Genomic DNA, 25,557 nt, shown 5'->3' on the forward strand with positions numbered 1-25,557 from the left:
CGTTCCGCCACAGCCGCCGAGCTTCCGGCTACTGTTTAAAGGTTGTCAGAAGACGCTTCGCCGTCTCCCCTTTATCGTTCACGAAGGATTCATACACTTTAACGGTAACAGGGAAATCCAACTGCATGGAATCCGCATTAAAATTAATGACATTAGCGCCTTTTTGCAGTTTATTTTCTCCTACAAACGGGCTTTTGACCGAATTAATAAGGGTACCGCCGTTATCATACATATCAAATTGCAGTTGGGAGAATGTACGATCAAGCAGGACGTCTTTCTCTTGTTCGATATCCAAAAGAAGCTTCAGGCGGTAATTGTAGTTCTGCTGCTGGTTAAACATCGCCGAAATTTCCCAGTTGTTCACTTTCACGGTCAAAGGATACAGCTTGAGTTCATTCTTCGATTCCGGCTGCGGCTGAAGTTTTACATTGTAAGCCGTCAGAAGAGATTTATACGTAGCCCCCGCTTCCGCCGCACTTCCCTGCGCCTCTTGCGCCTTCGAGTCTTGCGACTTGGCGCCGGCAGCTTGTGCCGCTCCTGCAGCGGCGGCTGTTCCGTGAGTTTCATACAAGGCAAGCTTCAGCCCTTCTCCCGACTCGGAAGCCGGAACTACATACGAGTAAGTTACGACATAGGAGGCGTTAGGAAGCACGCGCAGAGTCGTCGTTCCCTGTCTGTTTCCGTTGTACGTATAGCCGTCGCTGCTCACGAGATCTGTCGCAAACGCAGGAACGTTCAGCGGACCGCCGGATTTGTTCGTCAGCTTAAACTTGGCGATAGCGGTATTAAAGGCGTCATCCTCGTTTTGCTCCATGTGAAGCTCCACGAGAGCAACGTCCATACTCGGGTGAATCAGTCCGTTGAGCGGGTCCATCTTCATGGCGTCACCGAAAGCGTATGCTCCCTGTACCGGCAGGGCATCGGCCTGCTTGGCCGGCAGCATGATATGAACGCGGCCCACGTTGTACGTGACCGGCTTCTCCTGCGCGTCAATATATCTCTCCGCAGTGACCACATTAAGAGCTTCCAGCTCCGTATTCAGTTCGGTAGGGATGACAAAATGAATATATTTCTTTTCGCCCGGCTCAAGCGAAAGGGTGGATTCGGCCCGGTTGCTGTCATACGTCTGCAGCCCGCTTTTGCCTTCCAGGGCAATGTCCGGAAGAGTCTGGCGCTTGGTCGAAGGGTTCGTTACGAGCACCTGAATGACCGAGTTCGTTTTCGTGCCGACCGTGTCACGGCTAATATTCGTGGTTTTGAACTCCAGCGGCGTATGCAGAGTAGGAATGGTGAAAGCTTCTCCCCACTTCTTCACGGATGCGGAAGGAATTTCGGACGTTTCCGTTCCGTTCCATACAAGATCGCTCACGGGAACACTGAGCTGAAGCGTTTCTTTTTTCGGATACACGTAAACATCGATGTCTACCCAGCGAAGCTCGCTCAGTTCTACGCCTTCTCCGCTGTCAACCGTGGCCAGGTAGCTGAGCTCAACCTGCGATTTGGGTTGAATGGAGCGGGGGCTTCCCAGACTTGCCTGCAGACGGAATTCAACGCCGTCCTTAGTCTTCATACGCACTTCATACTCGGGTACTCGCACAACTTTCGAACTGGTGTTTTTCATGCGGACGACGGCACCCAGACGGGTCCCGTCCGCTGTTTTTTCGTTTAAGACACTTTTCATTTCAACCTGCAGATCGTTCGTTAATTTATAAGCGGTCGGCGCTGAAGGCGATGCTTGTGCAGGTGCTGGCTTTCCCGCTTCTGCCGCAAGTGCCGGAACGGCGCTTGCGAGCAGAGCGGCGGACAGAAAGACGGACGATACGGTAGTTTTCCATTGGCTCTTCACGGTATTCTCCTCCATGTGTACCTTTGTTAGTTAGCTGCGGCTGCTGTCGTGACTTTTTCTTTATCTTTCAGCTGATGCTGGCCGGAAATAACGATCTGCTCGTTTTCGTTTACGCCGGAAATCACTTCCTGCATCGTTTCCTTCAAACGGCCGAGCTGAATTTTGCGTTTCTCAACGGTGTCTCCGTTCAGGACGAATACAAAAGATTCGCTTCCCTCCCTCACGATACTAAGCGTCGGGATAGCCGTAACCGTCTGTTCCGCCTCGTCGGTCAGTTGAAGCTGGACTTTCTGTCCGGGCTTCAGCTTTTGATCGGCGTTTGGAACTTCCAGCTCCAGCGTGTAAGCTTTCGTCTGTGAATCGAGCACATCCGAAATATACTTAATCGGTGCTTTCGTTAATTCTGTCGTGCCCGGCACATAGAAACTCAGTTCTTTTTTGTCACGCACCAGATTAACGGCTTCTTCCGTCAAATCGGCTTTAATAAGAATCGGATTCAGCTGCTGGATGACTCCGGCTTTGAACCCCTGCGCAACGGTCATCCCCGATTCAACCGGAAAATCCGTAAGCACTCCGCTCACGGGTGCTTTTACCACTGTATTTTCCAAATCGCGTTCCGCTTTCTTGACACTCAGACCCGATGTTTCGATCGCGACTTGGGCAGCGGCCAGCGAATCCGTGTTGTCCAGCGTTTTACGCTTCTGCTTCAGGGTACTCAGATCAAGTTTAAGGCTGTTGAGCTTCGTTTCCTCCTGCTCCAGCTGGATCTTTGTGATCGTGCCCTCATCGTAATCGTTGCGCATTTTATTAAAATTCTTCTCGGCGTCCCTGATCCCCTGCTCGGCTTTGACGATATTGTTGTCAAGGTCGGTCTTCGCGTTGGCCAGCTCTTCTTTGGCCTGCTTAAGCTGGGCCTGGGCGCTCTTGATGCCAAGCTGTCCCTGTTCCTTCTGCAGACTGCAGATCGGAAGGGTCTATGCGGAACAGAAGCTCGCCCTTCTTAACCATGTCGCCCCGCTTTTTGTATACCTGCTGGACGTCTCCGCCTGTTTTCGAAATAACATCCAGCTGGACGGAAGAGATGACATTGGCAACCTGCTCAAGCGGGTCCGATATTTTTTCTTTCGTCACTTTGACGGTTTTTACCGCCTTAATCTGAGATTCCTGGCCCTGCGTGCTGTCCTGAGGACCAGCCAGCGGTTTGTTCGAACAGCCGACGGCCAGGGCCGTAGTAAGGGCGACAATGCCTACCAGTTTCGTGCTCTGCTTAACGATCGTAGCTAAAGGACGTTTCATCAGTTGTACTCTCCTCTTCTCTTTGCTTGACTCAGGATTTTGCCGCAGGGACCGCATCCACCTTGTTTTTCTTTGGTTTACGGTGGAACGCGTTCGAGCTTCTGCGTTTAAAGGATTCGATCAATTCATAAATGATAGGTACGACAACGAGTGTAAGTACTGTGGAAGTGACAAGCCCGCCGATAACGACGACCGCCAATCCTTTGGAAATAATGGTCCCCTTGGACATTCCGAGTGCAAGCGGCATAAGCGCAAACACAGTCGCTCCCGCAGTCATAATGATGGGACGAAGACGAGTCATCCCCGCACTGATAAGGGATTCCCTGACCTCGACTCCCTGCTCGCGCAGTTGCTGTACCCGGTCGATCAGAACGATCGCGTTCGTCACGACGATTCCGATCAGCATCAGGAATCCGATGAGAGAAGTGATGTTAAGCGATTCTCCAGTGACCAGGAGACCGAACAATCCGCCGATAACCGCCAGCGGCAGCGAGAACAAGATGGCAAAAGGAGCGCTGGCGTTCCCGAACGCGAGAACCATGACCAGGTAGACGATAAAGATGGATGCGCCCATGGCGGCGAACATTTCCGAGAACCCGGAAGCGATATCGTCGGACACCCCTTTCACTTCACGGCTTACGCTGGAAGGAAGCTCCAGCGCGTTTAAAGCTGCGGCCACTTTCCCGCTGACACCGCCTTTATCCGCACTGTTGATCTTTGCCGTTACTTTCAGTGTTTGTGTCTGGTTTTCACGGGTAATGGCTGTAGGAGCATCAATCTGCGTGATTTTCGCGATTTCATTCAGTTGGACCGTCTGCCCCGTCGGAGTTTTCAGCAGAAACGTGCCGATTTTATTCACCGAATTTTTATACTGGGGATCAAGTTCCACTTTGGTCTCATAAGTAACGTTGTCAAACTTCAAGTCGCCGAGTTTGCTGACTCCGATCCAAGAGTTGACCATTTCAAGCACCTGGGCGGAGCTAAGTCCGTACAAACGCGCTTTGTTCTGGTCGACGGTGACTTCGACTTCCGTCTTGGAATCGCTGAGACTGTCCTTAACTTCGTACAGCTCGGGGAACTCCTTCATTTTCTCTTTAACCTGGGCGGCTGCCTGTTTCAGGTACAGCATATCTTCGCCTTTCAGGGCGTAAGAGAAATCCGTGCTGCTTCCGCCCGCGCCTGCGGCAATCAGCGAACCGTCGACTTCGGAGCCTTTTGGAAGTTCATATAAGATTTTCTCTTTGTAAGCATTGAAGACCTGCTGGGCGTTGCTGTTTTCGTTCGCTTCGGTAAACATCATCGTCCGGTACGGCGATACATCGCTGCTGAATGCGTAGCCCACCATAGACTCATTGTATGTAAACTGCGGGTTGCCCGAAGCGTCTTTCGCTTCCCTCATCATCTGCTCGAGCTGCTTGGACTTTTCATCCATCGTCTCGATCGATGTGTCGTTCGGCATCTTGATCTGGAAAATCATCTGCCGGGCCGATTGATCCTCCGGCATGAACGATACGGCAAGCTGCGGTATGATCAGCACCAGCGAGGCAACGAAGAGAATTCCCGAGAACAAAAGTGTCTTGATCCGGTTGTTCAGGGACCACTCCAATGCTCTTTTGTAAACCATCGCAAATTTGCCGACGTGATTCTCGTCGTGGTTGCCGAGGTTTTTGCTTTTCAGCACCAGCAGTTTAGCCAGCATCGGAATGACCGTCAGTGCCACGAGAAGCGAGGACAGGAGCGCGACGACCAGCGTAAGCGCGAATGGACGGAACACTTCTCCGATAACTCCGCTTACGAATGCAATCGGACCGAATACGCCGACGGTTGTGATCGTCGAAGAGGTAATCGCCGAGGCTACTTGAGCGGTAGCCAGCTTGATGACGGATTCTCCGCGTTCCTGGGCTTTCTGAAGCTGGCTGTAAATATTTTCGATAACGACGATACTATCATCCACGACCCGTCCGACCGCGATAGCCATACCGCCGAGTGTCATGATGTTGAGTGAAATATTAAGCGGCACCATCATCAAGAGCGTAATCAGAATGGATAATGGAATCGAGACCAAAACGATGAGGGTCATCCGAATATTTCTAAGGAAGAGCAAAATCATAACCGAAGCGAGAAGGGCGCCCATGCCTCCTTCCTGCACCATGCCATGGATCGACTTTTTGATTTCCACCGCTGAATTATAAACGGATTTGAATTTCACGCCCGGCAGGGTTTTCTCCCAGTTTGCCATCAAAGCGTCGGCTTCGTCCGCAAAGTTTACCGCGTTGGCCGATTTCGTTTTGTACAGCTGAACGCCGATCGCCGGTTTGCCGTCCAGACGGGTGATAAACTGGGATTCGCTGATGGCTTCGATTTTGCCTAGATCTTTAAGCTGGAGCACACTGCCATTCGGCGTCGTGAGCGTAAGGTTGTCAAGACTGTAAATCGTATCGATCTGGCCCGTCACCCGCACCATCTGGGTCGTGCCGTTAAATTCAACGGTTCCCGCAGGGCTTGCGGACAAGGCCGCCCGAATGCTGTTTGAGACATCCGTCGGCGTCAATCCATAGCTGTTGATCGTGTTTTCATTAAGCTTAATGGAAAGAGTCGCTTCCTGGTTGCCGACGGAGTCGACATGGTCGATCCCTTTGATTGTATTAAAGCCCGGTAAAATCGTATCTTTGTAAATTTTATCAAGCTCCGTCTGATTCATGCCGTCATTGCCGTATACCGCCAGGTAATAAACCGGCTGGGACGAGAATCCTTCCGTCAGTACCTTAGGCTTCTCAGCCTGCTGCGGGAGCTTGACGTTCGAAACCAGCGCTTCGAGATCCTGCTTGGCATTCTTCGGCTTGATGTCTTGGTCGAGTTCGATCGTAATTTGCGAATAGTTATCGCTCGACGTGGACGATATGTTTTTGATGCCGTCAAAACCGGCGACCGCTTTCTCCAGCGGCTTTGTAATCTGGTCAAGCACATCTTTCGGTGGTGCCGTGTACTGGGTGGAAATGACAACCATCGGAAACGAAATATCCGGCATGCTTTCCACCTTCAGTTTAGTCGTGGCGAAAATGCCGCCTGCAAATACCAGCAGCATTATAATAAAAAGCGCCGCCACGTTTTTCATTGAAAAACTAGTCATTTTGTTCATCCACTCTACTCCTCCGCACCGATTGAACAATCTCTCTGAAAATTGGCAGCTGTACCCATTCTTTTCCCATCATAAACGGTAAAGGTTAAAAAAATATAAACTGGCTTATTTTTTTTGCAATGATTTTTTTCTCATGCTCTTTACTGCCTTTCGCTGCCTCCTACCGTTTTGACGACGAAAAAGAGATATCCACTTCAACAGTTACGGATAAACATGAAAAAAGTTCCATCCGAAGATGGAACTTTGCCTCGCAAACCCGGTAATCTCAATAAAATTAGTCCGAATACGTAAACCAAGTAAAGCTCTGTTTGGCCAGCAGCTTACGCTGTCCCTGGAACTCATGATAGACGCTGAGATGAAATTTATCGAGGAACCGCTGCTTGTAAATCAGATCCGCGTCCTGAATCTGGATAGTGAAGTTTTCTTTTTTGCCGATTCTAAGCTCGTTGTCGGTTACCTGTTCGGCCGATTTGCCGTCGTGAGGCTCCCAATTTTTAAGCTCATATGCTTTCTCGAACGATTTGCTGCCTTTGTAATCTTCAAATACGAGAACGAGCTTATGTCCTTCGGGTGCCGTTTCGGTCAAAAGCTGCTTGCGGATATCGTAATCGAATTTAAGGGTAAACACATCGTTGTTGATGGACGTATTGATCCGGCTCATGGACACCGTATACGGGAACAGAGTGATGTCTTTCAGCTTGTCCTTGACATCCTTCTTCTCTTTGGGCAGCGCGAACGTCACGGGTCTTACGTAAGCATCCGTTTTAACGTTCTGCTGGTTTTCTTCCTGCTTGCCGTTTCCGGTTCCCAGTGTCACGGAATCACCGATGAGCAGACGGACATTTTCCATATCCGTGCCTTTGGGCAGTGCGGCCCACACGTTCAGTCTCGCCTTGCCTCCGGGCGCTACCGTTTTCTTGATCTCGGATACGGAAGCCGGGAATACGGTGCCGTCTTTCAGCTGAAAATGAGCGGTTAAGCCGGTGACCGGCGCAAACCGTTTCTCCGCATTTTCAATCTCCAGCTCGGCCGAAACGATGCTTCCGCTCAGGCCCTCGTAGGAATTGATCTCCGCAACCGTATACTGCGCTTTGCGGCCGATTTCTTCCCGGGCGTATTTCTCGCCCAGTCCCACAAACGGCAGCTGCTGCAGATCGGGCTTGGCGGTAAGCTCCAGCAGATCGTTCACCTGCGTGTCGCTTTCTTTTTCCTGGATGACCAGTTTTACTTCCTTAAACGCATACGTATACGGGATTTTACCAAGCGCTTCGACGGAAAGAGAGGCGCCCGGATCGATACCGATCACTTTGCCCGTGCGGACCAGCTTGGCCTCCACTTTCACGGCATTATCCAGCAGGAAGTAAGCCGTCATATCCGGTATGGGAAGCGACTGATCCCCTTTGTTCGACAGCGTGACGTTAGCGGTCAAAATATCCTGGTCTTCCCACGGAAGACGATAGATGCCTCCCAGCTTGGCCGTATAAAGTCCGGACTTGTTCATAAACTGCGTTTCCTTGCCGGCCTCGCCGCCGGCAGGTTTACTGACGGCGGGAAGCTGGTAAGCCGCCAGCAGCGTGTTGAACTTCAGTCTCGGGATGAATCCGGGTGATAACAAGCTCCCAGCCTTTCTCTCCGGCTTTGAGCGGAATAGCCCCCGAAAGCTGAACGGTTTTCGTTTCCTTCGGGCTGATCTTCAAATCCTTGGCATTCTTCGCATCCAGCGGATACAAAAGCCCTTCGGGCGTACGGACCGAAAACTGGACTTCCGGCAGGGTAACCGCCGCGCCCCCGATGTTCTCCAATTGCAGACTTATCGCGGGCAAGTAATATTTCTCGTTCTTTCCGTTTGTAAACTTCTCCGTGGATGCCCGCAGTTCGCTGCCGCCCGCCTGGAAGTCGGCATTCTGCCCCGTCGGTGTTACGCCCGTGTAAGAAGCCGGCACGGAAACTTGTCCGAGAACGCGCTCGGAATTCGGCTGGCTGAAATCCCACTTGATAAACTGAACCTGCAGATCCTGAAGCTTTTCTCCGCTCCCGACTTTGGCGTAGTATGACACCTGCCCCGAAGAACGGGCACCGATTTTGTTCGTATCTTTGTCTTGGGGCATCAAGCGCACCGTGTATGTATGGCCCGTTTTACTTTTGAGCCGGACCCAGTAGTCCACAAGAGGTAAATCCGCAGCGCCTTTGTTATGGACGCCGACCGTGAACGTGACGATATTGCCGTTTTGATCCGGCAGCAGCTGGATGTTCTGAAGCTCGAACGAGGCCGAACCGCCTGCCGCCACCGAACCGAGAGCCGGTTGTCCGGAAGCCGCCGCTGCGGGGGTTGCCGCAAGTACTCCTCCTGTGCTTAATGTCAGAATCAGCGCCAATGCGGTCGCACGGGCTGCCATTTTGTTACGCATATTTTCCACCTCAACCCATGATTTAACTACAGCCGGCAAGTCTGTTGCCGGAGTCTGGATGAAAAGATTACCATCCTGTTTCCACTTAGTAAGACGATTGAATCCCGGGGAAGTTTCTTTTTAGGCAAAAAATTATTTTTTCTCCCCCCGTTCCGGCGGCAGCTTTCCTTATTGAAACAATTTGCAGGATTTTAAGCGAAAATGGGGAAATTATGAGGATAGCTTTTTTAACCCATTGTCAAAAAAGGAGTCTTGTCATCATGAAATCCAAAACCGAATCATATGCGTCCCAGCATAGAGAACGCCATCTTGAAGAACTGAAAGAGCTGCTCCGAATTCCGAGCATCAGCACCTTATCCGAGCACAGGGAAGACGTTCACCGCTGCGCGGAATGGCTGTCCGGCGCCTTGACTCGTGCGGGTCTTGAACATGTCGAGATCATGCCGACGGCAGGACTGCCTATCGTGTACGGAGACTGGCTGCATGCCCCGGGCAAACCGACCGTCCTCGTCTACGGCCATTACGATGTCCAGCCTGCCGATCCCTTGAACGAATGGCATTCGGAACCGTTCGAGCCCGTCATCCGGGACGGTAAAATTTATGCGCGGGGAGCGACGGACGATAAAGCTCAGTTCTGGATCCACGTCAAAGCCGCGGAAACGTTCCTCAAAGCCGTCGGAAGTCTGCCGCTCAACATTAAATTTATTCTCGAAGGCGAAGAAGAAATTACAAGCCCTTCCCTCGCCCCCTTCGTAGAAGAGCATGCGGAGAAGCTTAAAGCGGACGCGATCGTTATTTCGGACAGCCCGATGCTGGAGAGAGGCAAGCCCGCTCTGCTTTACGGCCTCCGCGGCGTCGCCGGAGTCGAGATTGAAGTGCTCGCGGCCAGAAACGATCTCCACTCCGGCTTGTACGGCGGCGGCGTGCCGAATGCCGTTCATGCGCTAGCAGGCCTGCTGGATTCCTTCCACGACGAAGAAGGCCGTGTCACGGTGGAAGGCTTTTACGACCGCGTTATCCAACTGACGGAGCAGGAGCGCAGCGAGCTGGCACGCGTCTCGCAGGATGAGCGCAAGATCCTGGAGGATTTGGGTCTTTCCGAGCTTTACGGCGAGAAAGGATATACGTTCACCGAACGCACGACGGCACGGCCGACTTTGGAAGTGACGGGCATAAGCGGCGGTTTTGCCGGAGAAGGCATTAAACCGATCGTTCCGGCGCGCGCGTCCGCCAAAATTGCCTGCCGGCTCGTTGCGGATCAGCGCCCCGAAGAGATTTTCGAGCTGATCGAACGTCATGTGGCGGCCCGCACGCCTGCCGGTTTGAAAGTTTCGGTCAAAAGAGTGCTGCAGGGCAACCCCTTCCTGACGCCGGCCGACCATCCGGTTATGGTCGCTGCGGCTGCGGCACTCGAAGAGGCTTACAGAGAGAAAACGGCGCTTACCCGGGGCGGCGGCTCTATCCCGATCGTGGATGTTTTCGAGCGCCTGCTTCAAGCTCCCGTCGTTATGATGGGCTTCGGGCTCCCGGATGAAAATCTCCATGCTCCCAACGAGCATTTCGATCTGGATAACTTCGATAAGGGCCTGCAGGCCGTTTGCGGCTTCTGGGGAAAATTGGCGGACCGATAAAAATGCGGCTTAGCCCCGTTAACCGTGATAAAATGAAGGCATCGCACCCGAAAACGGAGGAACAGGTATGCAGCAGGACACTTACAAGCTTAGAGATGCCGTACCGGCGGATCTTCCCGCCATCGTACACATTTACAATTCAACCATTCCGGGAAGAATGGTTACGGCCGATCTTGAACCGGTGACCGTTCAGAGCCGGGAAAACTGGTTTGCCGAACACAATCCGGAAACCCGCCCGATCTGGGTGCTTGAAAAAGACGGCAAGATCTGGGGCTGGCTGAGCTTCCAGTCTTTTTACGGGCGGCCTGCATACAACGGTACCGCAGAAGTGAGCATTTACCTCGACGAGGAATGCCGCGGCCGCGGTCTGGGACGCTACCTTCTGGAAAAAGCAATCGCCGCCTGTCCGGAGCTCGGCATCAAAACCGTGCTCGGTTTCATTTTCGGGCATAACGCGCATAGCCTTGCTCTCTTCGACCGTTACGGCTTCGCCAAATGGGCCGAGCTCCCGCGGATCGCGGAACTGGACGGAATCGAGCGGGATCTGATTATTATGGGCAAGCGCGTAGGCTGAGTCCGGCAGCCCAAACGGGTGTCCCGGCGCCGGGGCCCCTTCCATGACACCTGTCAACCGTGAAACCGGCTAAGCTTTTGCGGTCACAAAGAAAGCAGCTACGGTGATCTTAGCGCATAAAACAAAAAAAGACCTCCAACGCCGCAACAGACGGATGGAGGTCTTTTCGTTTGGGAACGGATTTCATATCGCGCGCAGCTCCCGGTAAACGGTATCGTCGCGTGATGTTCTTACATTAAAGATAAGCGCCGCCGGAATTTCCGCTGCTTTATCTTTGCGGAAACATCTCAAAATTCGGCCCTCATGGGGCAACTTCTAGCTACAGCGGGCCGGTGGACAGGCGCACGGACATCGGCGAGCGATCCGGCATACGTCAGCCTTGTTGCTATTCTGACGCCGGATATTCACAACCGTTGGCATCTCCGCCCGCGGTCCCGCCGTACCTGTTCGCATTGCCGCTTATCTTGCCGCTTTAAACGCCGTAGGAGGCCGGATCCTGACGCCAGGAGCGGAGCTGCTCCAGATCATCCTGTGCGATGGCCCCTTGTTCCACGGCTACTTCAAGAAGCTTGGAATAGTTGGTCAGCGTGTCCAGCGGAATACCTGCTTCGGCGAACGCCTGAATGCCTTTGTCCAGTTGATAAGAGAAAATGGCCAAAACTCCCAGCGCCTGACCGCCGGCTTCGTTTACGGCCAGCGCCGCTTTAAGGGAGCTGCCCCCCGTCGAAATCAGATCTTCGATGACGATAACCTTCTGCCCCGCAGCCAGAGCCCCTTCGATCTGATTCTGCTTGCCGTGGCCCTTGGCCTTGTCCCGCACGTAGATCATCGGAAGCCCGAGCTTCTGGGCTACCCACGCCGCATGCGGTATACCGGCCGTCGCCGTACCCGCGATTACTTCGGCCTGCGGATATTCCGAGCGGATTTTGGCCGCAAACGCTTCTGCGATAGCATCGCGGATTTCCGGGTGCGACATCGTCAGACGGTTATCGCAGTAGATCGGCGATTTGATTCCGGATGTCCAGGTAAAAGGCTCGTGCGGACGCAAAGCTACCGCTCCGATCTCAAGCAGGGAAGCCGCTATCTCACGTTCTGTCGATTGCGCTGTATTCATGTCCAATCACTCCGTTCCTGTGGTTAAGGTTTTGCATGTATAGGATGAATCTTATTTTAGCTCCAGTGAATCCAAAATCTGTTCCAGCGCCTGGCGCGGATCCGGTGCGGCCGTTATCGGGCGGCCGATGACCACATAATCCGTTCCGGCCTGGAAAGCTTCCGCAGGCGTCATAACCCGGGTCTGGTCGCCCAAGGCTACTCCGGCGGGCCGGATTCCCGGAGTCACCGTAATAAAACCGGCGCCGCAGGCTTCTTTAACGGCTGACACTTCCAGCGGTGACGCGACGACACCCTGGAGACCCGCCTGACGAGTCAGACGCGCATAACGGACAACCGCTTCCTCGACCCGGCCGGCAATGCCGATTTCGTCGTTCAGCATCGCTTGGCTCGTGCTTGTCAGCTGTGTAACCGCTATGACTTGCGGACGGTTACCCCCGCCTCCGCCAATTGCTTTGTCCACGCCTTCCAGCGCGCCTTCCATCATCTTGATGCCTCCGGCAGCATGGACGTTGAACATATCCACCCCAAGGCGCGTCACGCTTTCGGAGCCGCCTTTTACCGTATTCGGAATATCATGCATTTTCACATCCAGAAATACGTTATAGCCCTCATCCTTCAAACGGGCTACGAAATGGGGTCCCGCAGCGTAAAACAGCTGCATCCCCACTTTCATGTAACACGGGATTCCCCGGAGTTCCTGAATGAGCGTGTCAGCCTCGGCTGCCGACGCGAAATCCAATGCTACCATAATCCGTCCGGCAGACTGTGCTCTTGCGGTTTCCATTTCAGCATTCTCCTCCCAAATGGCTGTTCCTTGCAGGTGTTCATAAGGAGGGGATGTTACGCTTCCGGCCTTTGCAGGCCAGTTATGCGCACATCCCCTGATTGGTTTGAAACTCGTCCGCTTACGCGTATACCGGCATAGAGCGCGACGAGAAGTTGATCGCTTCAAGCATATGAAGCAGGGCACGGACCGTGTCGAGCGAGGTCATGCAGACGACACCGTTTTCTACCGCTTCGCGGCGGATGCGGAATCCGTCGCGCTGAGGCGTTTTGCCCTTCGTCAAGGTGTTGACGACAAAGTGAGCTTCTCCGCTGCGGATCAGATCCAGAATATTCGGCGAGCCTTCGCTCAGCTTGTTCACGGTCGTGACCGGAACGCCGGCGGCTTGGAGCACTTGAGCCGTACCGCCTGTCGCGATGATTTTGTAACCGAGACGCTGGAATCCGCCGAAAATTTCCACGGCCTCTTCCTTGTCTTTGTCCGCTACGGTAGCGATGATGGCTCCGGCGGCCGGAATTTTCATTCCCGCACCGATAAGGCCCTTGTAAAGTGCTTTCGCAAAGTTGACGTCGCGTCCCATAACTTCACCCGTCGATTTCATCTCGGGTCCGAGTGTCGTGTCTACGCGGCGCAGTTTGGCGAAGGAGAACACCGGTACTTTAACCGATACGAAGCTGTCTTCCGGCCAAAGGCCGCCTTGGTAGCCCATTTCGGTAAGTTTCTGGCCCATGATTACACGTGTAGCCACATTGGCCATCGGAATGTTCGTCACTTTGCTCAGGAACGGAACTGTTCTCGAGGAGCGCGGATTTACTTCGATCACATATACCTGCTCGTTATGGATGACGAACTGGATGTTAACCAGACCGACCACTTGGAGTTCCAGACCGATTTTAGTCGTGATTTCGATAATCTGATTTTTGATCGCATCCGAAAGCGACTGCGGCGGGTACACCGCGATAGAGTCGCCGGAGTGAACTCCCGCACGCTCTACATGTTCCATGATGCCCGGAATGAGCACCGTTTCTTTATCGCAGATCGCATCGACTTCCACTTCTTTGCCGAGCATATAGCGGTCGATCAGTACCGGGTGTTCCGGGTTGATTTTAACCGCATATTCCATGTAGCTGAGAAGTTCTTCGTCAGAGTAGACGATTTCCATGGCGCGGCCGCCGAGCACGTAGGAAGGACGGACAAGTACCGGGTAGCCGAACTGAGCAGCCGTTCCTACCGCTTGGTCCACGGAAGTAACCGTGCCGCCAGGAGGCTGTGCGATATCGAGCTTGCGGAGCAGAGCTTCGAACTTTTTGCGGTCCTCGGCTTTATCGATGCTTTCCAGATCGCTGCCCAGAATGTGCACGCCCGCTTTGGAGAGCGGAGCCGCCAGGTTGATCGCCGTCTGACCGCCGAATTGAACGATAACACCGATCGGCTTCTCGCGTTCGATAACGTTCATCACATCTTCGAAGAAGAGCGGCTCGAAGTACAGACGATCCGACGTGTTGAAGTCGGTGGAAACCGTCTCCGGGTTGTTATTGATAATAACCGCTTCGTAGCCGGCAGCCTGGATGGCCCATACCGCATGGACGGTAGAGTAATCGAATTCGATTCCTTGACCGATCCGGATAGGCCCGGAGCCGAGAACGATAACCTTTTGTTTCTCGGTTTCCAGTACTTCGTCTTCCATCTCATAAGTGGAATAGTAGTAAGGTGTAGTCGCTTCGAACTCCGCGGCGCAGGTATCAACCATTTTATAAACCGGTTTGATGTTCTGGTTCAGACGGTATTCGCGGATCTCCGCTTCTTTTGTGAAGGTGCTGCAGCCCGCGAGGCTGCGGATTTCGGCGATGGCACGATCCGTGAAGCCCATCCGTTTGGCGTCGTAAAGCACTTCGTTATCGAACTGTTCCGAGGCGATTTCCTGCTCGTACCGGATCATCCCGTCCAGCTTGTGCAGGAACCACCAGTCGATTTTGGTCAAGTCTTGAAGCTGCTCGATGGTATAACCGCGGCGGAAAGCTTCGGCCAGCAGGAAGAGACGCTCGTCGTCCGGCTTCTGCAGGCGCAGCTCAAGAGTTTCTTGATCAAGCAGATCGGTTTCCTTAAGGAACAGACGGTGTACACCGATTTCCAGGGAGCGGATCGCTTTGTGAATCGATTCTTCAAAAGTACGGCCGATGGCCATTACTTCGCCCGTCGCTTTCATCTGCGTTCCCAGCTTACGGTTGGCGTTGATGAATTTATCGAACGGCCACCGAGGAATTTTGGAAACGATGTAATCCAGCGTCGGCTCGAAGCAGGCGTACGTTTGGCCGGTAACCGGGTTTACGAGCTCATCCAGCGTGTAGCCGACTGCGATTTTGGCCGCCATCTTGGCGATCGGGTAGCCCGTCGCTTTGGATGCGAGCGCCGAAGAGCGGCTTACACGCGGATTTACTTCGATGACGTAATATTGGAAGCTGAACGGGTCCAAGGCGAACTGGACGTTACATCCGCCTTCTATGTTCAGCGCGCGGATAATTTTCAGTGATGCCGAGCGGAGCATCTGGTACTCGCGGTCCGAGAGCGTCTGGCTCGGAGCCACAACGATGCTGTCTCCCGTGTGAACGCCGACCGGGTCGAAGTTTTCCATGTTGCAGACGACAATGCAGTTATCGTTGGCGTCGCGCATGACTTCGTACTCGACTTCTTTCATGCCCGCGATGCTTTTCTCGACGAGACACTGGGAAATCGGGCTGTAGCGGATACCCGATGCTACGGTTTCCACCAGTTCTTCCTCACTGTGGCAGATCCCGCCGCCCGTACCACCGAGTGTGTAAGCCGGACGAACGATGATCGGGTAGCCGATTTCGTTGGCGAAGTCAACGGCTTCCGGCACTGTCGTTACGATGACGCTGTCCGGTACCGGCTGTTCCAGTTCGCGCATCAAATCGCGGAACAAGTCGCGGTCTTCGGCCTTCTCGATAGCGGTGAGCTGAGTGCCCAGCAGTTTCACGTTCTCCTGTTCCAGAACGCCTGCGCGTGCAAGCTCCACTGCCATGTTCAGTCCCGTCTGTCCCCCGAGTGTCGGAAGAAGTCCGTCCGGGCGCTCCTGGCGGATGATCTGGGTAACGAAATCAAGCGTGATCGGCTCGATGTATACTTTGTCGGCCATGTTTGTATCGGTCATGATTGTTGCCGGGTTGCTGTTGATCAGGACAACTTCAAAGCCTTCTTCTTTAAGAGCCTGGCACGCTTGTGTGCCGGCATAGTCAAACTCCGCAGCCTGGCCGATGACAATCGGTCCGGATCCAATCACCAGAATTTTTTTGAGCTTCTCATTTTTGGGCATAGTGAAGTTCTCCTTTCGACTTGTTGTCAGACTGCTCGGCTTTCCAGGCGGCAAGCATTTGCGCTTGACGCGGAGCCTTCGGGTTATCGGTATGATGCGAGCGGATCATCGTCAGGAAATCGTCGAACAAGTAGCTCGAATCGAAAGGTCCCGGAGCCGCTTCAGGGTGATATTGGACGGAAAATGCCGGGTACTTGTTATGTTTAAGTCCTTCGATCGTACGGTCGTTGTTGTTAATGTGAGTAACGGTCAACTCCGTACCGGCGATGGATTCTTCTTTAACGGTATAACCGTGGTTCTGGGAAGTGATGTAGCAGCGTCCGGAAATGAGATCTTTCACCGGATGGTTGCCGCCGCGATGACCGAACTTCAGCTTCTCGGTATCCGCTCCGCAGGCCAGGGCAAACAGCTGATGACCGAGGCAGATTCCGAAGACAGGCACTTGGCCCAGAAGCTGGCGGACGGTTTCTACCGCATGCGGGACGTCTTTCGGGTCCCCAGGGCCGTTCGAAAGCAGGACGCCGTCCGGCGCCAGGCGCATGATTTGCTCCGCCGTCGTGTCCTGAGGCACGACGACCACGTCGCAGCCGCGCTTCGTCAGGTCGCGGACGATTCCGCTTTTCGCTCCGTAGTCCACAAGAACTACACGCTCGCGGTTGCCCGGCGCGCTGAAAACATGCGGCGTCGATACCGTCGATACTTGTGTGGTCATAAGCGGAGTCGTCTGCAGCATTTTCTTCAATTCTTCAACCGAGCGGTCAGAAGTGGTCAGCAGACCTTTCATAACGCCGTGATGGCGGATTTTACGGGTCAGCATGCGCGTATCGATATCGCTGATGCCGATAATGCCGTATTCTTTGAGCAGGTTACCCAAGGTATACTGCGCGCGCCAGTTGCTCGGCGCCTCTTCGTGCCGGCGTACGACAAACCCGTGTACAAACGGTCTCACGGACTCGAAATCATCCCGCGAGATGCCGTAGTTCCCGATCAGCGGATAGGTCATTGTCACGATTTGTCCGCAGTAGGACGGGTCGGAAAGTACCTCCTGGTAACCTGTAATTCCCGTGTTGAATACTACTTCGCCGACCGAATCCCCTTCGGCCCCGAACGATTTACCCGTAAAAAGCGTTCCGTCTTCCAGCAGCAGTCTTGCTTTTGCCTTCATGCCCCTCAGCTCCTTCTCTATATGTTTCGTGTTGTCTATTCGTTTGTTTCCGTCCAGGCGATTTTGCCTCCGACCATGGTCAGCACCGGCCAGCCTTTTAGCTTCCAGCCAGTGAACGGTGTGTTGCGGCTCTTGGATAAAAATGACGCCGGATCCACTTCTTTTTCGGTTTCCAGATCGACCAGCGTAAGATCCGCGTCGCTTCCGACCTGCAAACGTCCGGATTCCAGTCCGAACACTTCGGCCGGTTTGGACGTCATCCGTTCGATCAGGAAGCCCAGCGACCATTTGCCTGTCGCGACAAACTTTGTATACAGCAGCGGGAAGGCCGTTTCAAAACCTACGATTCCGAAAGGCGCAAGCTGCATGCCTTTGGCCTTCTCTTCCTCGCTGTGCGGCGCGTGATCGGTCACAATGATGTCGATGGTTCCGTCCTCAAGCGCCTCGATTACCGCATCCACGTCCCGCTTCGAGCGCAGGGGCGGGTTCATTTTCCAGTTGGCATCCATCCCCGGGATATCTTCTTCGGAAAGGAGCAGGTGATGCGGGCAAACTTCGGCTGTCACCTTTACGCCGATTTGCTTGCCCAGACGGATCAGGCGTACGGATTGCTCCGTGCTTACATGACAGACGTGATAGTGTACTCCCGTCGCTTCCGCCAGCAGGATATCGCGGCCTACATGAATCGCCTCCGACTCGTTCGGAATCCCCTTCAACCCGTTCTTATCGGCAAAGGTCCCTTCGGAAACCGGAGCACCGGCTACCAGCGTCTCGTCCTCGCAGTGGGCGACGATCGGCATGCCGAGTTCAGCCGCCCGCTTCATCGCGTCTTTCATCATCTGGGCGCTCTGCACCCCGACTCCGTCATCCGTAAACGCCACGACTCCGGCGTCTTTCAGGGCTTCGAAATCGGTAAGTTCGCGGCCGAGCTGGTTGCGGCTGATGCATCCGTAAGGAAGAACTTTCACGCCGTTCCCTTCGCTTTCCGCCTTCCCCTGGATGAGCTTAACCGTTTCGACGGTATCGATTACCGGCTTCGTATTCGGCATGCAAGCGATCGTGGTGTAACCGCCCCGTGCCGCGGAGCGCGTGCCGCTGGCGATCGTTTCTTTGTGTTCGAAGCCCGGCTCGCGCAAATGCACGTGCATATCGATAAAACCCGGAGATACAAGCTTGCCTTCCGCTTCTATAACCTCGTGTCCAGTTGTGTCGGGGAGCTCCTCCCCGTTTGTGATCGCCGCGATTTTGCCGTTGTCCACCAGCACATGACCGGTCGTTTCCTTACCGGAGGCATCCAGCATTTTTCCGTTTAAAATCCACATTCCCATGCCGTTTCCCTCTCCTCTATAGAAAAGCGGTTAGCTGCTCTCGCCGTTTGCCGCTTCTGAATTTTGTTCCATTCGTCCACGCCGTTTTCACTTTGTGGCCGGTTTTACGTTTCCCTCATGAACCGCTTTAGCTGAGTGTCCGTTCGATTACGGCCATGCGGACGGGTACGCCGTTATGAATCTGGGTGAAAATTTTGGAGCGGGCGTGTTCCACCAGCTCGTCGTCAAGCTCCACGTTCCGGTTGACCGGAGCCGGGTGCATGATAATCGCGTGCGCCGGCATCTGCTGCAGCCGTTCCATCGTGAGGCCGTATTGGGCGCGGTATTCTTCCGCGGAAGAGATCATGCCCTTCTCGTGCCGTTCCAGCTGGACCCGGAGCATCATGACGACGTCCGCCTGCAGCGCTTCTTCCATTGATACATAAGGAGCGTAAGCGGCCAGTTCGGGCGCCTGCATGTTCGCCGGAGCGCAGAACTTGACGTTCGCTCCCATTTCGCGGAGCGCCCACAAGTTGGAGCGGGCTACCCGGCTGTGCAGAATGTCGCCGATGATGGAGACCGTGAGCCCCCGCAGTTCGCCGAAGTGGCGGCGCATGGTGTACAGGTCGAGCAGCGCCTGCGTGGGATGCTCGTTGTTGCCGTCCCCGGCGTTGATCAGGGGGACGCTGATTTTCTCCGCGAGCTCGGCCAGCAGACCGACCGGCTTCAGCCGGATTACGCCCGCGTCGATTCCCATCGACTCGAGGGTCCGGACCGTGTCGTAGATCGACTCGCCTTTCTGTACGCTCGATTCCGCCGCGGAGAAATTCAGCACTTCCGCTCCCAGTCTTTTCTCCGCCATTTCAAAAGAGAAGCGGGTCCGCGTGCTGTTTTCAAAGAAAAGATTCGAAACAAAAGTTCCCCTCAACCGGTTCGTCACTTTATCGGGATGATTTTCCCAGAAATCCGCACGATCCAAGATTCCTTTGATTTCAGGAGCGCTGACTCCTTTCAGTCCGATGAAGTGATTCGCTGTGCGTGTTTTGACGGCTCCCATCATTCGTTCCCCCTCTGCTGCTGTATAATGACCACCCGGTCATGCTCGTCTACTTCTGTCAGGTGAACTTCGATTTTCTCAAGCTTCGAGGTCGGCACGTTCTTGCCCACATAATCGGGCCGGATCGGCAGCTCCCGGTGTCCCCGGTCCACGAGTACCGCAAGCTGGATCATCTCGGGTCTTCCGAGGTCGATCAGAGCGTCCAGCGCGGCCCGCACCGTACGGCCCGTAAAGAGCACATCGTCGAACAGGATGACTTTCTTGCTCTGAATGTTCAGGTTATCTCCGCCGGCGACCGTCTCCACGGACCGTACCTTCACCCGGTCGTCGCGGTAGGAAGTGATATCGATCTCCCCGACCGGAACCGGGACGCCTTCGATTTCCTGAATTCTTTCCGCCACCCTCTGGGCGAGATAAATGCCCCGTGTACGGATTCCGATCAGCATACAGTTGCCGACCCCTTTGTTTTTCTCCAGTATTTCATGGGCAATCCGGGTCAGAGCCCTTCTTACCGCCATTTCATCCAGCAGTACATGCATGTGTTCGCTCATGTCGACTGCCTCCTTCTGTCGGGTACGTGTTTCTCGAATTTCGGCCATAAAAAAACCTCCTTGCTCAGAAGGCAAGAAGGTTAGCGCATGTGCAGAAACAGACGGGTACTTGGAACCGGAGGAAGTTGCAGCTAATCGCCGCACTTCGCTCTCCCCCGGAGTCTGCTCCTGCTTAAACGTTGACCTTGCCAGCCTCTCTGGACTGATTTTAAAGGTACCCTATTCACTTGAAGCCCATTATCCCACTTTCGACAAAAGAAGTCAACCGCAAAAAAACATTCTTTTGCAGACGTCTAGGGGTGTTTGACCCTATTATTTTGTGGAGGTCCTGCGTATCCTGTCGTTTTTTCGGACAATCTATCGCGTAAGCGCTTTTCATCTGCTATGATGATAAAGATAAAGTACCCCAGGAGGAGTGGAAGTATGACACAGATGAATACCGAAGAAATTATCCAGTTTATTAAGACAAGCCAAAAGAAGACACCCGTGAAAGTATATGTAAAAGGAAACCTGGAAGCCGTTGATTTCGGAACGGGCATCCAATCCTTCATTTCCGGTAAAAGCGGCGTCCTGTTCGGCGAATGGACGGACATCCAGGCCATTATCGAATCCAATCAGCAGAACATAGAAGATTATGTGGTCGAGTCCGACCGCCGCAACTCCGCCATTCCTCTTCTAGACCTGAAAGGCATTAACGCGCGTATCGAGCCCGGCTCCATCATCCGTGACAAAGTCTCCATCGGCAACAACGCCGTCATTATGATGGGCGCGGTAATCAATATCGGTGCTTCCATCGGCGAAGGCACGATGATCGACATGAACGCCATCCTAGGCGGACGCGCTCAAATCGGCAACATGTGCCATATCGGCGCCGGAGCGGTTGTAGCCGGAGTGATCGAACCACCTTCCGCACAGCCTTGCGTGGTTGAAGACGATGTGCTGATCGGTGCAAACGCCGTTATCCTTGAAGGCGTGCGCATCGGTCAAGGTTCCGTTGTAGCCGCGGGTGCGGTCGTGGTGGAAGACGTACCTGAATTTACGGTCGTAGCCGGTACGCCTGCCCGCATCATCAAGAAAGTCGACGACAAAACGAAATCCAAAACGGAAATTTTGAAAGAGCTCCGCGAGCTGTAGAACCTCCGCAGGGATTACGTTCACGTTCCGCCAGTACATAAAAAGAACAACACCGGCACGCGCGCATCCTTCCTGAAGGCAGGCGGACTGCCGCTGCTGTTTTGGCCCAGCGCTTCCGGCGCCGGGCCCTTTTTCAATCCTGCGGACTTACATTTAAGCGAAAGAAGGAGAGAACCACTGTGACCAGCCCGTTTATTGAACTGCGGCGCGAGCTCCACCGGATTCCCGAGCCGGGTTTCCAGGAATTTAAAACCCAGCGCAAGCTCCTCGATTATTTGGAAACTCTTCCACAGGAACGGATGGAAATCCGTACATGGCGCACCGGTATCCTCGTGTATCTCAAAGGCACGAATCCTGTGAAAAGGTTCGGGTACCGGGCCGATATGGACGGCCTTCCGATTCCGGAAGAAACGAACTACGCGTTCCAGTCCGAACATCCCGGATATATGCATGCCTGCGGGCATGATGTGCATATGTCCATCGGCGCGGGCCTGGTGACTCAGTTCGCGCAGCGTCCGATGAAAGACGATCTCGTCGTCGTGTTCCAGCCTGCGGAAGAAGGCCCCGGGGGCGCGCTCCCTATGCTGGCGTCCGCCGAGCTGAAGGACTGGATGCCGGAGCAGATGCTCGGCCTTCATATCGCGCCGGAATATCCCGTCGGCACTATCGCCGTCAAGCCCGGCATCTTGTTCGCCAACACGTCCGAGCTGTTTATCGACCTTAAGGGCAAGGGGGGCCACGCGGCATATCCTCATCTCTCCAACGACATGGTCGTCGCAGCCTCACAGCTCGTCGGACAGCTCCACTCTATCGTGTCCCGCAATATCAACCCTCTCGACTCGGCCGTTGTCACAATCGGCAAAATGAGTGCGGGCACCAAGCAGAACATCATCGCCGAAAACGCCCGGCTGGAAGGAACGATTCGCACCCTTTCCGCCGAATCCATGCTGCTGATTAAATCGAGAATCGAAGGAATCGTCCGCGGTATCGAATCTTCATTCGACTGCACGGCGTCCATAGATTGGGGCTCCAATTATCTTCAAGTGTATAACGACGAAGCGCTGACGCTTGAATTTATGGATTGGCTGCAAAAAACGGAAACAGCCGCTGGAGCCGGCGGCTCCCCGGCTGACGAATCCGTGACCGGCACCGCCGGTGTCCCGGTTTCGGCCGTTATCGGTCAGGCACCGGCGGAAGACTCTTCTTCCTGGTCGGAGCCGCAGATCCCCGTCCGCCTGTACGAATGTACCGAGGCGATGACCGGAGAGGATTTCGGTTATTTTCTGGAGAAAATCCCGGGCTTTATGTTCTGGCTGGGTGCCGAAACGCCTTACGGCCTGCATCATGCCCGCATAGAACCCGATGAAAGAGCCATCGGTATAGCCATCCGGACGGTGGACAGCTATCTCCGCTGGAAATCCGGACAGTCCGTTTAAAAAATCCCCTTTATCCTTCCTCTGCCTCGCGGCGGGTCGGATAAAGGGGATTTTTTGTTAGCGGCGTTCGGAACGGCGTCAGCTCCGGTCGAGTTTGCGGACGAAGGCTTCAAGCCGGTCCAGCGCCCCGTCGAGCACTTCCGGCGAGTACGCATACGACAGCCGGATGTAGCCTTCGCCCAGCGGCGAAAACGCATCACCGGGAACGACGGCGACCCGGTGCTCATCCAGCAGCCTGTAGGCGAACTGCTCCGAGCCGAGCCCGAACCGGGCGATCGACGGGAACAGGTAGAAAGCGCCCTGCGGTTTGACCGCTTCCAGTCCCATCGCCTGCAGTCGGCCGTACACATGCTCCAGTCTTTTCTCGTAAGCCTGCCGCATCGGAAGAGCATCGTCACGGCCCGCGGAGAGTGCCGCGATTGCTGCATACTGCGAAATAGAACTCGCGCAGGTGACGTTGTACTGGTGCACTTTGACCATGTGCCGGGTCAAAGCTTCCGGGGCAAACGTAAAGCCGATCCGCCACCCGGTCATGGAGTGGGATTTCGACAGTCCGTTGATCACGATCGTCTTCTCTCTCATGCCCGGCAGGGAGGCTATCGAAGCGTGCTCCGCCCCATAGACCAACTCGCTGTATATTTCGTCGGAAATGACATAGAGGTTCCGGCTTTCCAGCAGAGCCGCCAGCTCGCTCAGTTCCGCCTCCGTCATGATCTGCCCCGTCGGATTGCTCGGATAGCCGAGAACGACGCAGCGCGTACGCTCCGTCAAATGAGGTTCCAGAGCGGCTGCGGTCATTTTGAACTCGTAAGGACGCGTGTCCACATATACGGGCACCCCGCCGCACAGACGAATCAGCGGTTCGTAACCGGGATAAATCGGTCCCGGCAAAATGACTTCCGCCCCCGGTGTCAGAATAGTCCGCAGCGTAATGTCGAGCGCCTCGCTTGCTCCCGTCGTCACGATGACTTCGCTGTCTCCGTCATAGGACAGCCCGTATTTGGAACCGACAAAGTCGGCCGCGGCTTTCCTGAGTTCCGGAAGCCCCGCATTCGGCGTATACACCGTTCTTCCTGCCTGGATAGCTTTCTGCGCCGCTTCCGCAATGTGGGCGGGCGTCGGGAAATCCGGCTGCCCCATCGTCAAAGCCAGCGCGTCCGGCATCGCCGCGACTTTATTCGCAATTTTACGGATACCCGAAATTTGAATTTCTTTTACCTGCGGATTAATGATTGGTTCCATGCGGAATGCTTCCCCTCTCCAAAGGTTCGCTTAGTTTTAAAAAAGAGGGACCGGCTTCCGCCTGTCCCTGAACTACCTTACAGATTGCGCAGACGGTGAAGAAGATCCGCCATATCCTCCGGAATCGGCGCCTCGAACTCGAGCCGTTCCCCTGTCCGCGGATGTGTGAATCCGAGAATCTGCGCATGAAGCGCCTGACCGTCCATGGTCATCCCCTTGCTGCGGCCGTAAGACGGGTCTCCTACGAGCGGGTGTCCGATAAACTTGAGATGGACACGGATCTGATGCGTCCGGCCCGTTTCAAGCTTAAGCTCCACCAGCGTATAACCGTCGAACCGCTCCAGTACGGCAAAATGCGTCACCGCGTGTTTGGAGTTTTTGTCCGTTACGGTATACAGCTTCCGATCATAGCTGTCGCGGCCGATCGGAGCATCGATCGTCCCGTGGTCGTGCTGCAGGTTCCCGTGGACAAGCGCCACATATTTGCGCGTCACGCTGTGTTCCTTAAGCTGCTCGGCCAGACTGGCGTGGGCCTGATCGTTTTTCGCGATCATCAGCAGTCCCGAAGTGTCCTTGTCGATGCGGTGGACGATTCCGGGCCTCATGACGCCGTTGATGCCCGACAAATCTTTACAGTGATGCATCAGCGCATTCACCAGCGTACCGCTGTAGTGACCGGGAGCCGGATGCACAACCAGCCCGCGCGGCTTGTTGATCACGACGACGTCCCCGTCTTCGTAAACGACATCCAGCGGAATGTTCTCCGCGGCAATATCCAGCGGCTCGGGGTCCGGGATCGCCAGGTCGATGACCTGTCCTTCGGACAGCTTGTAGTTAGGCTTTACGCTCCGGCCGTCCACCAGGGCATGGCCGTCTTTAATCCACTGCTGGATTTGCGTACGCGATACTCCATCCAGTGCATCGGACAGAAGCTTGTCGATTCTTTCGCCGTTCTGCTCCGCTTCAACCTGCCAGCGCGTCGGTTCGCTTTCCGTTTCATCCATTCCGTTTGGTTCCAAATCATAGTTGTTTTGTTCGCTCATGATGCCGTCCCTCTTTTTTCATTTTTCCAGCTGATGATCGAATCGATAAAAATCAGAATGACGCCGATGACGATAGCGGAGTCCGCAATGTTAAAGATCGGATAAATGTAGTCAACCGCTTTGCCGAAAAAGGAAAACTGAAAATGCAGCTGAAGGAAATCGACAACCTCGCCGAAAAGAAGACGGTCCAGAAAATTCCCTACCGCGCCTCCCAAAAGCAGAGCGAGCGCCAACGACATCAGCTTCTGCCCGGCTTTACGGGTCCTGTTGAGATACAAAACCACTCCGACTACGATCACCGAGGTTATCAGAATGAAAAACCAGCGCTGGTCCTGCAAAATTCCGAAGGCGGCGCCGCGGTTGCGGTGTGAGGTGAGCTGGAAAAACTCGCCGATCACCGGAATGGAGTCGTGAAGCGGAATGTTTTTAACCACGAGCCATTTGGTCCCCTGATCAATCAAAAACACGATAAGTGCAAGTAAATAATAATACAAAAC

Annotated in this window: 20 protein-coding genes; 4 read left to right on the top strand and 16 right to left on the bottom strand. The window is 54.3% G+C overall.

Features of this window, described 5'->3' with window-relative positions; all coding sequences use genetic code 11:
• Positions 1 to 28: 28 nt before the first annotated feature.
• The 6 genes from ABC395_RS17560 to ABC395_RS17585 form a co-directional block, all read right to left on the bottom strand.
• Positions 29 to 1,846, bottom strand: coding sequence for a hypothetical protein (locus tag ABC395_RS17560; protein WP_413005050.1), 1,818 nt, complete (start codon positions 1,844 to 1,846; stop codon positions 29 to 31).
• A 26-nt stretch (positions 1,847 to 1,872) separates the two neighbouring features.
• The gene (locus ABC395_RS17565) at positions 1,873 to 2,649 is read right to left on the bottom strand and encodes an efflux RND transporter periplasmic adaptor subunit (protein ID WP_413005052.1); all 777 of its coding nucleotides are present in this window, start codon (positions 2,647 to 2,649) and stop codon (positions 1,873 to 1,875) included.
• A 100-nt stretch (positions 2,650 to 2,749) separates the two neighbouring features.
• The gene (locus tag ABC395_RS17570; protein ID WP_413005054.1) at positions 2,750 to 3,142 is read right to left on the bottom strand and encodes a biotin/lipoyl-binding protein; all 393 of its coding nucleotides are present in this window, start codon (positions 3,140 to 3,142) and stop codon (positions 2,750 to 2,752) included.
• Positions 3,143 to 3,173: 31 nt separating this feature from the next.
• A complete protein-coding gene (locus ABC395_RS17575; protein WP_413005056.1) occupies positions 3,174 to 6,281 on the bottom strand; it encodes an efflux RND transporter permease subunit in 3,108 nt (1,035 codons plus the stop codon).
• Between the two features lie 274 nt (positions 6,282 to 6,555).
• Positions 6,556 to 7,896 (bottom strand): hypothetical protein, encoded by a 1,341-nt coding sequence (locus ABC395_RS17580; protein WP_413005058.1) that lies wholly within the window; start codon positions 7,894 to 7,896, stop codon positions 6,556 to 6,558.
• The gene (locus ABC395_RS17585) at positions 7,820 to 8,689 is read right to left on the bottom strand and encodes a hypothetical protein (RefSeq protein WP_413005060.1); all 870 of its coding nucleotides are present in this window, start codon (positions 8,687 to 8,689) and stop codon (positions 7,820 to 7,822) included. The genes ABC395_RS17580 and ABC395_RS17585 overlap by 77 nt, the downstream gene beginning before the upstream one ends.
• A 260-nt stretch (positions 8,690 to 8,949) precedes the next feature.
• On the opposite strand from ABC395_RS17585, the gene ABC395_RS17590 reads away from it, so the two are divergent.
• Together ABC395_RS17590 and ABC395_RS17595 are read left to right on the top strand one after the other, a co-directional pair.
• The gene (locus ABC395_RS17590; protein ID WP_413005062.1) at positions 8,950 to 10,320 is read left to right on the top strand and encodes a dipeptidase; all 1,371 of its coding nucleotides are present in this window, start codon (positions 8,950 to 8,952) and stop codon (positions 10,318 to 10,320) included.
• A 67-nt stretch (positions 10,321 to 10,387) separates the two neighbouring features.
• The gene (locus ABC395_RS17595; protein WP_413005064.1) at positions 10,388 to 10,894 is read left to right on the top strand and encodes a GNAT family N-acetyltransferase; all 507 of its coding nucleotides are present in this window, start codon (positions 10,388 to 10,390) and stop codon (positions 10,892 to 10,894) included.
• A gap of 472 nt (positions 10,895 to 11,366) precedes the next feature.
• On the opposite strand, the gene pyrE is transcribed toward ABC395_RS17595, so the two are convergent.
• From pyrE to pyrR, 7 genes are all read right to left on the bottom strand, one after another.
• Positions 11,367 to 12,008 carry an orotate phosphoribosyltransferase gene (pyrE, locus tag ABC395_RS17600; protein ID WP_413005066.1) on the bottom strand — a complete coding sequence of 214 codons (642 nt, stop codon included), beginning with the start codon at positions 12,006 to 12,008 and terminating at the stop codon, positions 11,367 to 11,369.
• Between the two features lie 51 nt (positions 12,009 to 12,059).
• The gene (gene pyrF / locus ABC395_RS17605) at positions 12,060 to 12,794 is read right to left on the bottom strand and encodes an orotidine-5'-phosphate decarboxylase (protein ID WP_413005067.1); all 735 of its coding nucleotides are present in this window, start codon (positions 12,792 to 12,794) and stop codon (positions 12,060 to 12,062) included.
• Positions 12,795 to 12,915: 121 nt separating this feature from the next.
• A complete protein-coding gene (gene carB, locus ABC395_RS17610; protein ID WP_413005069.1) occupies positions 12,916 to 16,125 on the bottom strand; it encodes a carbamoyl-phosphate synthase large subunit in 3,210 nt (1,069 codons plus the stop codon).
• The gene (gene carA, locus ABC395_RS17615) at positions 16,112 to 17,290 is read right to left on the bottom strand and encodes a glutamine-hydrolyzing carbamoyl-phosphate synthase small subunit (protein WP_413005071.1); all 1,179 of its coding nucleotides are present in this window, start codon (positions 17,288 to 17,290) and stop codon (positions 16,112 to 16,114) included. The genes carB and carA overlap by 14 nt, the downstream gene beginning before the upstream one ends.
• A gap of 35 nt (positions 17,291 to 17,325) precedes the next feature.
• Positions 17,326 to 18,618 (bottom strand): dihydroorotase, encoded by a 1,293-nt coding sequence (locus tag ABC395_RS17620; RefSeq protein ID WP_413005073.1) that lies wholly within the window; start codon positions 18,616 to 18,618, stop codon positions 17,326 to 17,328.
• A 127-nt stretch (positions 18,619 to 18,745) separates the two neighbouring features.
• Positions 18,746 to 19,657, bottom strand: a complete 912-nt coding sequence (locus ABC395_RS17625) for an aspartate carbamoyltransferase catalytic subunit (RefSeq protein WP_413005075.1) — start codon at positions 19,655 to 19,657, stop codon at positions 18,746 to 18,748.
• Entirely contained in the window at positions 19,654 to 20,205 is a 552-nt protein-coding gene (pyrR, locus tag ABC395_RS17630; protein ID WP_103993639.1) for a bifunctional pyr operon transcriptional regulator/uracil phosphoribosyltransferase PyrR, read from the bottom strand. The genes ABC395_RS17625 and pyrR overlap by 4 nt, the downstream gene beginning before the upstream one ends.
• Before the next feature lie 423 nt (positions 20,206 to 20,628).
• Between pyrR and dapD the strand changes: the two genes are divergently transcribed.
• Together dapD and ABC395_RS17640 are read left to right on the top strand one after the other, a co-directional pair.
• Complete coding sequence (dapD, locus tag ABC395_RS17635; RefSeq protein ID WP_413005077.1) at positions 20,629 to 21,339, top strand: 2,3,4,5-tetrahydropyridine-2,6-dicarboxylate N-acetyltransferase; 711 nt, start codon at positions 20,629 to 20,631, stop codon at positions 21,337 to 21,339.
• 179 nt (positions 21,340 to 21,518) lie between these two features.
• Positions 21,519 to 22,775: an N-acetyldiaminopimelate deacetylase gene (locus tag ABC395_RS17640; RefSeq protein ID WP_413005079.1), complete on the top strand. Its 1,257-nt coding sequence runs from the start codon at positions 21,519 to 21,521 to the stop codon at positions 22,773 to 22,775.
• A 78-nt stretch (positions 22,776 to 22,853) separates the two neighbouring features.
• Here the strand turns inward: ABC395_RS17640 and ABC395_RS17645 are convergent, their stop codons facing one another.
• From ABC395_RS17645 to lspA, 3 genes are all read right to left on the bottom strand, one after another.
• Complete coding sequence (locus tag ABC395_RS17645; RefSeq protein WP_413005081.1) at positions 22,854 to 24,017, bottom strand: aminotransferase A; 1,164 nt, start codon at positions 24,015 to 24,017, stop codon at positions 22,854 to 22,856.
• 77 nt (positions 24,018 to 24,094) lie between these two features.
• On the bottom strand, positions 24,095 to 25,060 hold the full coding sequence (locus tag ABC395_RS17650) for an RluA family pseudouridine synthase (protein WP_413005083.1): 966 nt from the start codon (positions 25,058 to 25,060) through the stop codon (positions 24,095 to 24,097).
• Positions 25,057 to 25,554, bottom strand: coding sequence for a signal peptidase II (lspA, locus tag ABC395_RS17655; protein WP_413005085.1), 498 nt, complete (start codon positions 25,552 to 25,554; stop codon positions 25,057 to 25,059). The genes ABC395_RS17650 and lspA overlap by 4 nt, the downstream gene beginning before the upstream one ends.
• Between the last annotated feature and the right edge of the window lie 3 nt (positions 25,555 to 25,557).

The organism is Paenibacillus canaveralius (genome assembly GCF_047238265.1).
Classification (GTDB): Bacteria; Bacillota; Bacilli; order Paenibacillales; family NBRC-103111; genus Paenibacillus_F.